Source organism: Telluria sp. RT2P19 (assembly GCF_059685725.1).
Genome location: NZ_JCASIL010000017.1, coordinates 116,248 through 129,302 on the forward strand (window position 1 = coordinate 116,248; position 13,055 = coordinate 129,302).

The window sequence follows — 13,055 nt, forward strand, 5'->3', positions numbered from 1 at the left end:
CGGCAGGCGTCAGCACAGCTTGCCGTCGAAAGGGTCGGTAATGGTCTGGTTGGCGTAGTCGATGCCGCTCAGCTCGGCAAACTGCGCCAGCGTGCGCGCGCTGCCCAGGCCATAGGCCCCGGGCAGGCCGTCGCCCATCAGCAGGCGGTTCAGGCGCTGCTTTGCACGCTCGGTCAGGTAGGCCGAGTTGAAGGCGCGCCGGGCGTCGGTCGCGCCATGCCAGTGGTGGGTGGCGTAGGGCGTGCCCTCGGTCTTGTACAGGTGGTAGACCGGCGTGGTGAGGGGGTGGAAGATGTCCCAGCCGCGGGTGAAGGCGCGCACCGCCAGGCTTTGCTCCTCGCCGTGGAAGTACAGCCAGGGATCGTAGGGCACCTCATCGACGAAGGCCCCGGCCGCGAACAGGAAGCCGGCCGAGACGTGGCAGCCCATCACCGCCTCGTTTGCGAACAGGTGGCGCGCCATGAAGCGCAGCACGGCGTCATCCGGCGCCAGGGCCTTCTCGGGATGCGGGCGCAGCACCAGCGCGGTGTGGCCGGCGGAAGGCGTGTATTGCGGCTCGCCGTCGACCATGTCGAAGCGGTAGGGATAGGTGCTGATCACGGGCTTGGCCGAGCGCGCCAGCAGTTGCCGGTGCAAGGCGCGCAGCTGCTCGTCCCAGCGTGGCTCGAACAGCGTGTGCGAATCGACCTGCAGCATGAAGTCTTCGCCGTCGTACAGCGAAAAGCCGATGCTGCGCGCCCAGCACACACCGAGCGTGTCCTGCGGATGCAAGTGGACGTGGCGCACCTGGTCCGCATGGGGCAGGGCGGCGATCGCGGCGCGCTGGTCATCCAGGTGCTGGTCGACGACGCCGATGCGCACCAGATCGGGCCGGGCGGCCTTGGCGAAGGCATCGTTCAGGGTGAAGAACAGCATCGGGTCGAGGTAGGACGCGATGCTGACGAAGATCGCATCCCTCATGGGGCCGATCCCGCCATGACCCCTTCGAGCAGCGTGTCGCCGTCGTCGGCCTTGAGCGCACGCTGGACGGCCGAGGCCGGCAGGTTCATCAAGAGGCGCACCAGCTCGGGCTGGCGGTTGGTCGCGGTCTTCTGGTAGATCGACAGCAGCTGCTTGCGCACCGTGTCGTACTGCACGCCGAGCGCGTCGGCGATGACCTTGAGCGGCATGCCGTCGGCCAGCATCGAGGCCACCCGGCACTCGGCGTGCGACAGGCCGAAAGCGGCCGTGAGCAGTGCCGAGTCGATCACCTGGGCCGAGGTCGGGTGGTAGAAGAACAGCATCACCAGCGGACGCAGGCCGAAGCTGCCGAGCGTGTGTTCCGGCACCAGCATGGTAAAAAAAGCGTACAGCGCGTCGGGTGCGGCGCCCGGTTCGCTGCGCAAGTGCAGCGCGCGTGACTCCTTGGTGTCGGGGATGCCCTGCGCGACGGCGTTGCGCACCCGGGTTTCCAGTTCGCCGCACTGCATGTGGAACGACGTGCGGTAGCGCTGCGGCAGTACCAGCTTGCCATTGGCCACCTGCACCAGGCTGGTGGCGTCCAGGAGGCAGCGCGCCGCGTCGTTGGTGAGCACCACGTCGCCGGTGGCGGTCAGGAGCATCACCGGCTGGCGCAGCTTGTCGACCAGCGCATGGCCCACCAGCGCCTGGGTCGAGTACACGAACTGCGCCAGGCCGAGGCGCACCGCGCGCTCCATATGCGGCCTCAGGCGGTCGAGGAAGGCCAGCGTATCGGGCGGCAGCGGGCCATCGTCGCTGCTGCGCAGGCAGGACAGGATCACGGTCGCCTCGGGCGTCTCGACCAGCTTGCAGGCCGACACATAGCGCGCCCCATGCGGGATCAGGAATTCCTGGTAGAAGGGGTGGTTGGCGGCGAAACCATCGTCGAAATGTTCATGGCAGTGCAGCCAGCCGTCCGTCGCTTGCTGGCGCAGCAGGCCCACGCGCGGATCGATGAACTGGTATTTCTGGATGTACTCGAGGTCGATCTGCGGCGCCATGGCGGCGCCGTCGCTGTACGACAGCGCGCCGCGCTCACCGTCGAAGGCCAGCATGTGCACGGCGCGCCCGCCGATCGCTGCATGCAAGCTGTCGAGCATGGCGCGCCACGCGGCCCGGTCGTCCAGGGTGTCGTAGATGAGATTGACGATGCTGTCGAACCGTGCTTGCGACAAGTCCAAGATTTCTCTCCCGATATCAGGCGTGCATTAATGTCAATGCTATCGGGCCTGCGATTCCTGGTCGATACAATTTTGCTACATTCTTTAATTGTGGAAATTGTAAGACACAGGATGTGGTAAGAACGCCGCACCGGCCGGTCAAGGTTCGCCGGTGGGCGCCGGCGGCGAGGTCAGGACCACCGTGCTGACGGCGCCGCCGGCTTGCGGCGTGAGCTGGTAGAGGCGGCCGTATTCGTCGTCGGCGATGTCGGCGCCAGGCTCGCCGCCGAACAGCCTTACCAGTTCCGGCAAGGTATTCGAGTGCCCGACCACGAGCACGGCGCCGTGCAGCGTTTTCACCTTGTCGACCAGCGTCTTCGGGGTCGCCGGGTCGTAACGCTCGACCGTCAGCCCGAGCTGCTGCGCCAGCGGCTGCGCGGTCTGCAGCGTGCGCGCGGTCGGGGTGCTGAAGATCGACTGGATGCCGGTGCGGCGCAGGATGGTCGCGATGTTCTGCGCGCGCACCCGGCCTTGCGCGGTCAGGGCCGGGTCCTGGCCGACGCTGGCTTTCTCGCCGTGGCGCACGAGGTAGATCGCGCCAGGTTCAGCCAGCGCCATGCCCGGCAGCAGCATGGCCACGATGAGGGACAGCTTGCGCACGAGGCGCGCCGAGTGGGGCGAAGAGAGAAGCATCGGCGGTCTTTCGTGATAATCAAGCCGTCAGCGTAGCATGACGGCGCGTTGCCGGCCTGTCATTTGGGTAGCGCTTCGCGACCTGCTTCATGCTGCGCCATGCGCAAGGGGAGGGTCGCCACCTGGACCAGGGATTGGCTGGACATATACCAGTCATTGACCACCAGCTGCGCGTGGTCGATGCGCAGGGTGCCGAGGCGATCATCGCGCAGCGCGTAAAGCAGAGCCGCATAGCGCGCCGCATCGCGCAGCGGTTCGGTGAAGCGAAGCAGCGTCATGTGCGCGGTAACCAGGCGATAGCGCCGGTCGAGCGCACCGTCGAGGACCCGCTCGCGCAACTGCGTGCGCAGGCGCTCGCGCAGGGCTTCCAGCGATGGCCCGCGTGGAAAGCCGCGCGCCATCACTGCGCCGCGCGACAGCGCGATGCCGTCGAATCCGATCTCGAACGCGTCGATGCCGTCCATGGCGGCTTCCACCGCGCCGCGATAGTCATCCACCAGCCCCGGGTGGATGGCGGCGTTGGCGCTGACGGTCAGCAGCGACAGGATTGTCATGTGCAGGTCGGCGGCCGGATAGCGGTACTGCTCCGGCTCGGCGTCGGCGAGGCGGTCGAGCACATGATCGATGCGGGCCCGCAGCGCCTGGCCGGGGCGGGCGATGAGGCTGATGCCGCGGCGCGGGTCGGGGCCGGTGGCCAGGCGGGTGTCGCAATCGACTTCCCCGCGGGCGATTGCGCCGTAAGCCTGGCCCCACATCGCGTCGTCATGTGTTGCCAGGCTTTGGTTGGCTGGGTTATCGGTCATGTCGTCGTTGCCTGCTGCGAGACGCCAAGCGGGACGAAAAAAAAGCAGAGGACGAGGCCTCTGCTTGTGCTTGCTTGCCGCTCAGAGCTGGGTCAGCGAAATCGTCTTCGCCGCCGGCGTCGAACACGGCTCCTCATCGAACGCGATATCCCCCAGCGGATTCGGCACGCCATCGGTCTTGAGCCCGACGAAGTCGAACAGGTCACGATCCTGCAGATGCGACGGCACCACGGTCGACAGCGCCGAGAAGGTATTCTCCACCCGTCCCGGATGCTTCTTTTCCCATTCGCGCAGCATGTTCTTGATCTGCTTGCGCTGCAGGTTCTCTTGCGAGCCGCACAGGTCGCACGGGATGATCGGGAAGCCCTTCACTTCGGCATAGCGCTCGGTATCGGCTTCCTTCACATAGGCCATCGGGCGAATCACCATGTGCTTGCCATCATCCGACACCAGTTTGGCCGGCATGCCTTTCAGCTTCCCGCCGAAGAACATGTTCAGGAAGAAGGTCTCGAGGATGTCGTCGCGATGGTGTCCCAGGGCGATCTTGTTGCAGCCGAGTTCATCGGCCACGCGATACAGGATGCCGCGCCGCAGGCGCGAGCACAGCGAGCAGGTGGTCTTGCCCTCCGGGATCAGGCGCTTGACGATGCTGTAGGTGTCCTGGTTTTCGATGTGATAAGGCACGCCGAGCTTGTCGAGGTAGGCCGGCAGGATATGCGCCGGGAAGTTCGGCTGCTTCTGGTCGAGGTTGACCGCGACGATATCGAAGTGGATCGGCGCGCGCTCGCGCAAGGTGAGCAGGATGTCGAGCAGGGCATAGCTGTCCTTGCCGCCGGACAGGCAGACCATCACTTTGTCGCCGTCCTCGATCATATTGAAGTCGCCGATCGCCTGGCCCACCAGGCGGCACAGCCGCTTGTGCAGCTTGTTGTTCTCGTGTGCGATCTTCTCTTGTTTCTTGACGTCGACGTCGACGCCCGCGGTCGGGAAGTCCGCTTCCACGACGCGCTCGATTACGGTTTCATTCATGCTGCTTCCTTGATCTGGAACACTTCAACGCCGACGCCTTCGCAGTCGGCATACACGTCCGGCTTCATCGTCGAGACGCCGGCGGCGCGCACGCGCGGGTGCGCCAACATCGCCTTGACCACGTCGTCGCACAGGGTTTCCTGCAGGTGGATGTGGCCCTTGGCGATGCGCCGGGCGATGGTCTCGCGCATGAAATCGTAGTCGACCACTTCGGCCAGCTGGTCGGCCTTCGGCGTCGACAGTTCCAGCGGGATGTACAGCTCGACATTGATCAGGACACGCTGCTCGCCCTTCTTCTCGAAATCGTGCACGCCGATATTGATCATCACTTCGTAATTGCGCAGGAACAGCCGGCGGCAATCGCGCAAGCTCGGGTGGGACAGGGCGGACAACATGGGATAGCCTTATTTGGTGGAGTTATTCGGTTCGGTCAGGAACATCACGTCGCGGTGCGAGGGCACCAGATGCTGGCCGCCATCGACCAACAGGGTGGTGCCGGTCAGCGCGCGCGCCGCCGCGGCGTAGACCACGGCATCGGCGATGTCCTCCGGGGTCGAGGAGCGCTGCAGCGGCGTCATCTGGTGCGCAGCGGCGAAGCCCTGCTCGGTCTGGTCGCCCGACACCATCGTGATGCCGGGGGCCACGCCGACCACGCGCACCGTCGGCGCCAGCGCCTGCGCCAGCATCGTGGTCGCCGTCTGCAGGGCCGCCTTGGACAGCGTGTACGACAGAAAATCCGGGTTGAGATTGTACAGTTTCTGGTCCAGCAAGTTGACCACCACCGCCTGCCGCCCTTCCGGCGTGGCGGCATGCAGGTGCTGCGCCAGCAGCACCGGCGCAGCCACGTTCGCCTGCATATGGGTGTTGAGCAGCTCCCAGGAGAACGCGGTGGCGTTGTCGTATTCAAACAACGAAGCGTTGTTGACGATACAAGACAACGGTCCCAACGCCGCGCTGGCACGGCCGACCAGCTGTCGTACTTCGGCCTCGTCGGCCAGGTCGCACTGCAAGAGCGTCGCGCGCCGGCCCAGCGCCAGGATGGCGTCGCGGGTCGCGATCGCGTCGAGCTCGGAGTGGCGGTAGTGCAGGGCGAGGTCCCAGCCGGCCTGGGCCAGGCCGAGCGCGATCGCGCGGCCCAGGCGGCGCCCGGCGCCGGTCACGAGCGCGACGCGCGGCAGGGAAGTCGAAAGGCTGTCCGTCATCGTCGTTGCATAAGGCGTAAATTGTTGATAAAAGCTATTCTGGCTACAATGCCGGCATGTCCCTGCCCGCACCCGATTCCGACGCCCTTGCCGCGTCCCATTCCCTGCAACAGCTCATCGCCGCCGAGATCGCTCAACATGGCGGGCAGATGGCGTTTTCGCGATTCATGGAACTGGCGCTGTACGCGCCGAGACTTGGGTATTACAGCGGCGGCGCTGCCAAGCTCGGCGCGAGCGGCGATTTCACCACCGCGCCCGAGATGACGCCGCTGTTCGGTGCGGCCGTGGCGCGCGTGGCAGCCGCTATTATCGCCCAAAGCGCGCCCGACATCATCGAGTTCGGCGCCGGCACCGGCCGCCTGGCGCGCGACGTCCTGGCCGCGCTGGCCCGGCAGGGCGTCGCGGTCAACTCGTATACGATCATCGAATTGTCCGGCGAGTTGCGCGCGCGCCAGCAAGAAAACCTGGCCGACTTGCCGCAGGTACGCTGGCTGGACGCCATGCCCGACACCTTCAGCGGCGTGGTGCTGGCCAACGAGGTGCTCGACGCCATGCCGGTCGAGCTGGTGATCCGCACCGGGGACGGCTGGCGGCGGCAAATGGTCACGGTCGAGGACGGCGCCTTCGCCTTCGTCCAGGCGCCGCTCGGCGCCGACCTGGCGCAGCAACTGGCGCGCCAGGTGCCCGACCATGAGCAAATGATCGAAGGTTATGTCACCGAGCTGCATCCGGTCGGCGCCGGCTTCATGGGCTCGCTGGCGGCGATGTTCGCCGGAGGGCGCGGCGCCGCCATCCTGGTCGACTACGGTTTCCCGGCCCACGAGTACTACCTCGACCAGCGCATCGGCGGCACCCTGATGTGCCATTACCGCCATCACGCGCATCCCGATCCCTTCTATTTGCCGGGCCTGCAAGACATCACCGCCCACGTCGACTTCACGGCGATGGCGCTGGCCGCGCAGGACGCGGGCCTGCCGGTACTGGCGTACATGAGCCAGGCCGCCTTCCTGCTCGGTGCCGGCATCGGCGAACTGTTGCTGGAAAACGACCCCGAAGACGCCAAGCACTTCCTGCCCCATTCGCGCGCCGTGCAAAAACTGGTTTCTCCTGCTGAAATGGGCGAGTTGTTCAAGGTGCTCGTCGTCGGACGAGATGTAGAATTGCCCGCGGCAATCGTGCATGCGGACCGCAGCCACCGACTGTAGACTGATTGATATCTTGCACGGCGGACACAAATCCGGCTAAGCTGTGAAGATATCCCGCGCCTCGTCACACCGACGGGCATCGGCCGAGGACAGACAGAACGCGCAGGGCAGAAGCGGGTAGACTTGACAGATCATGGCCAAGATTCACACACACTATGACAACCTGAAGGTGTCGCGACACGCGCCCCCGGAAGTCATTCGTGCTTCCTACAAGGCCCTGAGCCAGAAATATCACCCCGACAAGAATCCGGGCGATGAAAAATCAGCCCGCATCATGGCGGTGGTCAACACCGCCTATAACGTCCTGTCCGATCCCGTCCGCCGCAAGGAACACGACGAATGGATCGCCTCCGAGGAATGGGAAGTCGAGTGGCTCGAAAGTTCCAGCGCCAAGGAAGGCCAGCCGCGCAAGCACGCTGAACACCATGATGGGCAATCCCGCCCCAAACCGCGCCGCAGGCGCCTGTGGCGCGATCCGCGCTGGTGGCTCGGCCTGTCGGGCTGCTTCGTGGCCGGCGCCGTGGCCGCCGTGCTGACGATCGAGCAACAACCGGACATCGTCCCCAGCGCCCTGGCCTGGAGCGGCATGGCCCAGGCCGAGAGTATCAAGACCGGCCGTCCCGACGCGCTGGGCGTCGACGCCAGCAGCGACGACTGGGCCCGCCGCGTGGGGCCAGAAGGCGCCAAGGGGCCGCCGCCCGAGGTGCGCGCGTTGGCCGTCACCCAGTTGTCGGTGCCGGCCCAAGCCCCTGACTGCAGCACCGACCTGCAAACCCTCGCGGCGCCCAGCGGCGATCCGTGGCCGCTCGAGTCGTCCTACCTGCCGGGCTACCCGGTCGGTAACGATGGCCACGAAATGCAGGTCCAGGTCGACAACAGCGCCAATGCGGCGCCGGTATTCGTCAAGCTGTACGACCTCGACCGCCGCGCGAATGTGCGCCATGCCTTCGTACAGCAGCGCTCGAGTTTTACTTTCGACAAGCTTGCGGCCGGCAAGTACGAGGTGCGCTACCAGAACATCGTCGACGGCGCCAGCAAGTCCGAGTGTGACAGCCGCCATGCGGCCTTGCGCCAGGCCGCGGCCGATACCCGGTAAGGCTGTCGTTTTTTCGGCGTAGCGACACAATCTCGTGTCACGGACTCCCCCTCGATTTCATTATTTTCATTTTGCGCCGTAATATACTGGCTCGATGCCGCGCGCCCATGCAGCCGCAGCGTCACGCCCAACGCAGGCTTACACGGACGACAATGAACGAACTGGAAGGCCTGACGGCCCTGATCATCGAACCCCATTCGGGGATGCGGACCAGCATCCACAACATGCTCACGCTGTGCGGCCTGACCAGGATCGAGCACGCGAGCACCTCCAACCAGGCCGTCAAGCACCTTGGCTTGCGCCAGTTCGACCTGATACTGTGCGAGTACGACCTGGAGGGTGGCCAGGATGGCCAGCAATTACTGGAAGACCTGCGCCACCACAAGCTGATCCGCCTGGCCACCATGTTCTTCATGGTCACCGCCGAAGGCAATCACAGCAAGGTGGTCAGCGCCGCCGAGCTGGCGCCGACCGACTATATCCTCAAGCCGTTCACCGCCGACCGCCTGCTGGAGCGCATCGCGCGCGCCCTCGACAAGCGCAGTGCCTTGCTGCCAGTGTACGGCCTGATGGAGGCCGGCGACCAGGCCGAAGCGGTCGCCGCCAGCATCGAGGGCCAGCGCCTGCATCCACGCTACGCGATCGATTTCCTGCGCCTGCGCGCCGAGCTGCACATGTTCCTGGGCCAGGCCGACCAGGCCGAGCCGATCTATCGCCACCTGGTCGAGCTCAAGGCAATCGCCTGGGCCCGGCTGGGCCTGGCGAAGACCCTGTTCGTGCGCAAGCGCTACGACGAGGCGCGCGAGATGCTGGAAGACCTGGTCGGCGCCAACCGCAACTTCGTCGACGCCTACGACTGGCTCGCGCGCACCCACGCCGCGGTGGGCGAATTGGGCAAGTCGCAGGCGGTGCTGAGCGATGCGGTGGCGGTCTCGCCACACGCGGTGCGCCGTCTGCGCACCCTGGCCGACACCGCCTTCGAGGCGGGCGACGTCGATACCGCCGAAAAAGCGCTGCGCCAGGTGGTGGGCAAGGCGAAGTATTCCGAATTTCGCGACCCCGAAGACCACGTCAAGCTGGTGCGCGCACTGGTGCACAAGGGCGACCCGGTGGGCGCCGCCGCGGTGATCCGCGACCTCGACCGCTCGATGGGCGGCCGCAGCACTACCCCGCTGTGCAGTGCGATCGCCTCGGCCCTGGTGCACGAATACACCGGCAACGAGCAGCGCCTGGGCGAAGCGCTGGGCACGGCCCTGGCCGCCAGCAAGGATGCCCCCAGTCTGTCGGCCGACATCAAGCTCGAGCTGGCACGTACCTGCCTCGACAATGGGCGAGAGGAGGGTGCTTCCGAGATCATGCGCAACGTAATGAGCAATGCCTCGAGCGACGCCATGGTCACGCGCGCCATGGGCGTGCTGGAGCAGGCGGGCAAGGGCGAGTTGGCGCAAACGCTGGCGCAGCAGAGCCGCCAGCAGGTGGTCGACATGGTCGCCGGTGGCGCCGCGCGCGCCAAGAACGGCGACTACCGCGGCGCGGTAACGATGATGCTCGAAGCGGCGGCCAAGCTGCCGGGCAATCCGGCGGTGGCGTTCAATGCCGCGCTGGCGGCGCTGCGCTGCCTCGAGCACGAGGGCTGGGATAGCCGGCTTGGCGCGCAAGTGCCGGCGCTGATCGGCAATGTGCGCAAGCTCGACCCGCTCAATCCGAAGCTGCCGGCGTTGGCCGCGCTGCACCAGAAAGTGCTCAAGCAACACAGGCAGGGCGCACACGGAACCACGCCGCTGCGCAAGGCCGGATAAACGCGATGGCCGAGACTTCCCAGGGCGGCACCCCGCGCCGCGTGCGTCCCGCCCTGATGCGTAAGCTCAGCGGTACCGAGCGCATGTTCACCCTCGGCGGCACCGTCATGCATGTGATCGGCATGGGTTACAGCGACGACCTGGGTACGGCCGATCTCGCCTATTACGTGGTATCCGACATGGCGCTGACCCAGCGCATCCTGCGCCTGTCGAACACGGTCCAGTACCGCACCCTGTCCGGCACGCCGGTGACGACGATCTCGCGCGCCATTTCCCTGCTCGGTTTCGACAATGTACGGGCCGCCGCGCTGGCGATGCTGCTGGTCGATGCGCTCGACACCGCCGAACACGGCGTGCGGGTCGAGCTCGAGGCCGCCCTGTGCGCCAGCCTGGTCGGCCGCGAGCTGGCGCGCCACAGCCCGATCCCCGGCGCAGAAGAAGCGGCAATCTGCGCGCTGTTCAAGAACCTGGGCGCGCTGCTGCTGGCCAGCCACGAACCGGAGCGCTACCGGGAGATCGCAGCGCTCGTGGCGGCCGGCAAGCACAGCCCTAGCCAGGCTGCGCAACTGATCCTGGGATGTACCTTCGAGACCCTGTCCGAGGCGGTATTGCGCGAGTGGCAGATGCCGGAACTGATCGTGCAGGCCCAGATGGCCTTGCCGCCGGGACCGCTCGAGGTCGCGGCCGACCGCAACGAATGGATGCGCCAGGTGGCCGCATTCAGCCGCGACGTGGCGCGCCTGATGGGTCGCCACCACGACCCGGCGACCTCGCAGGAGGCAGGCATCCTGCTGGAGCGCTACGGCCCCGCGCTCGGCGTCGATGCGCTCGGCACGGTCAGCCTGTTCGACGTGGTACAGGATGGCATCAACGGCATGCTGCAGAGCATGAATATGGAACGGGCGCCTAAAACCGACCCCAAGGCCGGCAACGGCCTGCCTGACGTGCTGGCGCTGGCCACGCTCGACGCTGGCGAAGACGACGAAGGCGAGTTCCACCCCAGCGGCAAGCCGAAGAATGCGCGCGACCTGCTGCTGGCAGGTGTGCAGGACGTGACCTTGTTGGGCGGCACCGGCGCCGGCGCCAACGACGTGGTCAGTGCGGTGCTCGAGACCCTGTATGGGGCGCTGGGTTTTCGCTTCGCCACCGTCTGCCTTCGCGATATGCGCACCAAACAATTCCGCGCGCGGGTGTCGCTGGGCGAGGGCAGCGCCGACCTGCAGGACAGCTTCGCGTTTCCCTGCGCGTTCATGCGCGACGTGTTCCACCTGGCGCTCGAGAACGACGCCGACATGATGATCTCGGACGCCTTCAGCCCCAGGATCCGCGACCTGTTGCCGGCCTGGTACAAGACCCTGCTGCCGGACGCCGAGAGTTTCATCGTGCTGCCGCTGGTGGCGGGCAAGGCCCAGCTGGGGCTGATCTATGCCGATCGCATCTTCACCGCGCCGGAGGGCCTGGAGCCGCACGAGACGGCGTTGATCAAGGCGCTCAAGGCGCAGGTGCTGGCGGCACTGGCGCCCGCAGGTCAGACGTCGTCAGGCACGAATAACGGCCAGCCATGACCGACCTCGATCCCGCACAGGCGAGACCCTGATCCCGGCGCGCGCCTTGAGAGACCACTTTTACCGCAACACCACGCACACAAACCTGGGTTCCGCCTGTGCGGGAACGACGTTGTTTGACGGGTGCTGGAATGCTGGTCGAACGATTCCAGATAAGTTCATGAAGATTTTTTCGTACTTGGCAAAATCACCCTTGCAGCTTTACAGTCCGACCGTTACAATCACGCCCCGAAGCAACGCTGTCAGGCGAAGTAGATAAGACTTCTACGGAAACCTGATTGACAGTACGTTGAGCTTGCTTCATACTCTGCGGTTCTTCGCGGTGGGGTGGCCGAGTGGTTAAAGGCAGCAGACTGTAAATCTGCCCTCTCTGAGTACGCTGGTTCGAATCCAGCCCCCACCACCAAAAAGAAGATCGTGAAGTCGGATTTGAAGTTGTACCTCGCGGGTGTAGCTCAATGGTAGAGCAGAAGCCTTCCAAGCTTACGACGAGGGTTCGATTCCCTTCACCCGCTCCAGTTAGTGCGGTGGTTTCTTCATCGCAAAAATCAGCCCTTGTAGCTCAGTGGTAGAGCACTCCCTTGGTAAGGGAGAGGCCACGTGTTCAATCCACGTCAAGGGCACCAGAATTTTGTACGGCAGTCGCGTTGCACTCGTCCGTCAGGTGTGCCTGGTAAATCCCCAAAATATCGTTAGATCTTAGGAGTCTGAAATGGCAAAAGGTAAATTCGAACGGACCAAGCCGCACGTGAACGTCGGCACCATCGGTCACGTTGACCACGGTAAAACCACCCTGACGGCTGCAATCGCTACCGTCCTGTCGAAGAAATTCGGCGGCGAAGCCAAGGCCTACGACCAGATCGACGCGGCACCGGAAGAAAAAGCACGCGGCATCACCATCAACACCGCGCACGTCGAGTACGAGACCGAAAACCGTCACTACGCGCACGTTGACTGCCCAGGCCACGCCGACTACATCAAGAACATGATTACCGGTGCTGCGCAGATGGACGGCGCGATCCTGGTGTGCTCGGCCGCCGACGGCCCAATGCCACAGACCCGCGAGCACATCCTGCTGGCGCGTCAGGTTGGCGTTCCGTACATCATCGTGTTCCTGAACAAGTGCGACCTGGTCGACGACGCAGAACTGCTGGAACTGGTCGAAATGGAAGTGCGCGAGCTCCTGTCGAAGTACGAGTTCCCAGGCGACGACCTGCCAATCATCAAGGGTTCGGCACGTATGGCGCTGGAAGGCCAGCCTGGCGAAATGGGCGAAGAGTGCATCACCCGCCTGGCAGAAGCCCTGGACACCTACATCCCAACGCCAGAGCGCGCTGTTGACGGCGCCTTCCTGATGCCAGTGGAAGACGTGTTCTCGATCTCGGGCCGCGGCACCGTCGTGACCGGTCGTGTCGAGCGTGGCGTGATCAAGGTCGGCGAAGAAATCGAAATCGTCGGCATCATCGACACCGTCAAGACCACCTGCACCGGCGTGGAAATGTTC

The 13,055-nt window shown here is 65.2% G+C and carries 12 protein-coding genes and 3 tRNA genes; 8 read left to right on the forward strand and 7 right to left on the reverse strand.

Annotation, left to right across the window (positions count from 1 at the left end; translation table 11 throughout):
• Positions 1–9: 9 nt before the first annotated feature.
• From AC56KW_RS19785 to AC56KW_RS19815, 7 genes are all read right to left on the reverse strand, one after another.
• On the reverse strand, positions 10–960 hold the full coding sequence (locus AC56KW_RS19785) for a GlcNAc-transferase family protein (RefSeq protein ID WP_497172380.1): 951 nt from the start codon (positions 958–960) through the stop codon (positions 10–12).
• Entirely contained in the window at positions 957–2,180 is a 1,224-nt protein-coding gene (locus AC56KW_RS19790) for a helix-turn-helix transcriptional regulator (RefSeq protein WP_497172381.1), read from the reverse strand. The genes AC56KW_RS19785 and AC56KW_RS19790 overlap by 4 nt, the downstream gene beginning before the upstream one ends.
• Positions 2,181–2,318: 138 nt before the next feature.
• Complete coding sequence (locus tag AC56KW_RS19795; RefSeq protein WP_497172382.1) at positions 2,319–2,852, reverse strand: SixA phosphatase family protein; 534 nt, start codon at positions 2,850–2,852, stop codon at positions 2,319–2,321.
• Positions 2,853–2,911: 59 nt separating this feature from the next.
• Positions 2,912–3,655: a 2'-5' RNA ligase family protein gene (locus AC56KW_RS19800; protein WP_497172383.1), complete on the reverse strand. Its 744-nt coding sequence runs from the start codon at positions 3,653–3,655 to the stop codon at positions 2,912–2,914.
• A gap of 81 nt (positions 3,656–3,736) precedes the next feature.
• On the reverse strand, positions 3,737–4,684 hold the full coding sequence (ttcA, locus tag AC56KW_RS19805) for a tRNA 2-thiocytidine(32) synthetase TtcA (RefSeq protein ID WP_497172384.1): 948 nt from the start codon (positions 4,682–4,684) through the stop codon (positions 3,737–3,739).
• The gene (locus tag AC56KW_RS19810) at positions 4,681–5,079 is read right to left on the reverse strand and encodes a dihydroneopterin aldolase (protein ID WP_497172385.1); all 399 of its coding nucleotides are present in this window, start codon (positions 5,077–5,079) and stop codon (positions 4,681–4,683) included. The genes ttcA and AC56KW_RS19810 overlap by 4 nt, the downstream gene beginning before the upstream one ends.
• 9 nt (positions 5,080–5,088) lie before the next feature.
• On the reverse strand, positions 5,089–5,886 hold the full coding sequence (locus AC56KW_RS19815) for an SDR family oxidoreductase (protein ID WP_497172386.1): 798 nt from the start codon (positions 5,884–5,886) through the stop codon (positions 5,089–5,091).
• 56 nt (positions 5,887–5,942) lie between these two features.
• On the opposite strand from AC56KW_RS19815, the gene AC56KW_RS19820 reads away from it, so the two are divergent.
• The 8 genes from AC56KW_RS19820 to AC56KW_RS19855 form a co-directional block, all read left to right on the forward strand.
• Positions 5,943–7,091: a class I SAM-dependent methyltransferase gene (locus AC56KW_RS19820; RefSeq protein ID WP_497172387.1), complete on the forward strand. Its 1,149-nt coding sequence runs from the start codon at positions 5,943–5,945 to the stop codon at positions 7,089–7,091.
• A 133-nt stretch (positions 7,092–7,224) separates the two neighbouring features.
• Positions 7,225–8,187, forward strand: coding sequence for a J domain-containing protein (locus AC56KW_RS19825; RefSeq protein ID WP_497172388.1), 963 nt, complete (start codon positions 7,225–7,227; stop codon positions 8,185–8,187).
• Between the two features lie 152 nt (positions 8,188–8,339).
• On the forward strand, positions 8,340–9,986 hold the full coding sequence (locus tag AC56KW_RS19830; protein ID WP_497172389.1) for a response regulator: 1,647 nt from the start codon (positions 8,340–8,342) through the stop codon (positions 9,984–9,986).
• 5 nt (positions 9,987–9,991) lie between these two features.
• The gene (locus tag AC56KW_RS19835) at positions 9,992–11,551 is read left to right on the forward strand and encodes an HDOD domain-containing protein (RefSeq protein WP_497172390.1); all 1,560 of its coding nucleotides are present in this window, start codon (positions 9,992–9,994) and stop codon (positions 11,549–11,551) included.
• 321 nt (positions 11,552–11,872) lie between these two features.
• Positions 11,873–11,957, forward strand: a tRNA-Tyr gene (locus AC56KW_RS19840).
• A gap of 38 nt (positions 11,958–11,995) precedes the next feature.
• Positions 11,996–12,069 (forward strand) — tRNA-Gly (locus AC56KW_RS19845).
• Between the two features lie 33 nt (positions 12,070–12,102).
• Positions 12,103–12,177 (forward strand) — tRNA-Thr (locus AC56KW_RS19850).
• Between the two features lie 86 nt (positions 12,178–12,263).
• Positions 12,264–13,055 (forward strand): elongation factor Tu (locus AC56KW_RS19855; RefSeq protein WP_497172391.1); only part of this gene is annotated, 792 nt, incomplete at its 3' end.

Excerpts from the sequence above, each read along its gene's own strand:
- AC56KW_RS19800 (WP_497172383.1), bottom strand. The coding sequence starts at position 3,655 with ATGACCGATAACCCAGCCAACCAAAGCCTGGCAACACATGACGACGCG.
- AC56KW_RS19830 (WP_497172389.1), top strand. The coding sequence starts at position 8,340 with ATGAACGAACTGGAAGGCCTGACGGCCCTGATCATCGAACCCCATTCG.
- ttcA (WP_497172384.1), bottom strand. The coding sequence starts at position 4,684 with ATGAATGAAACCGTAATCGAGCGCGTCGTGGAAGCGGACTTCCCGACC.
- AC56KW_RS19810 (WP_497172385.1), bottom strand. The coding sequence starts at position 5,079 with ATGTTGTCCGCCCTGTCCCACCCGAGCTTGCGCGATTGCCGCCGGCTG.
- AC56KW_RS19785 (WP_497172380.1), bottom strand. The coding sequence starts at position 960 with ATGAGGGATGCGATCTTCGTCAGCATCGCGTCCTACCTCGACCCGATG.
- AC56KW_RS19815 (WP_497172386.1), bottom strand. The coding sequence starts at position 5,886 with ATGACGGACAGCCTTTCGACTTCCCTGCCGCGCGTCGCGCTCGTGACC.
- AC56KW_RS19825 (WP_497172388.1), top strand. The coding sequence starts at position 7,225 with ATGGCCAAGATTCACACACACTATGACAACCTGAAGGTGTCGCGACAC.
- AC56KW_RS19820 (WP_497172387.1), top strand. The coding sequence starts at position 5,943 with ATGTCCCTGCCCGCACCCGATTCCGACGCCCTTGCCGCGTCCCATTCC.
- AC56KW_RS19835 (WP_497172390.1), top strand. The coding sequence starts at position 9,992 with ATGGCCGAGACTTCCCAGGGCGGCACCCCGCGCCGCGTGCGTCCCGCC.
- AC56KW_RS19795 (WP_497172382.1), bottom strand. The coding sequence starts at position 2,852 with ATGCTTCTCTCTTCGCCCCACTCGGCGCGCCTCGTGCGCAAGCTGTCC.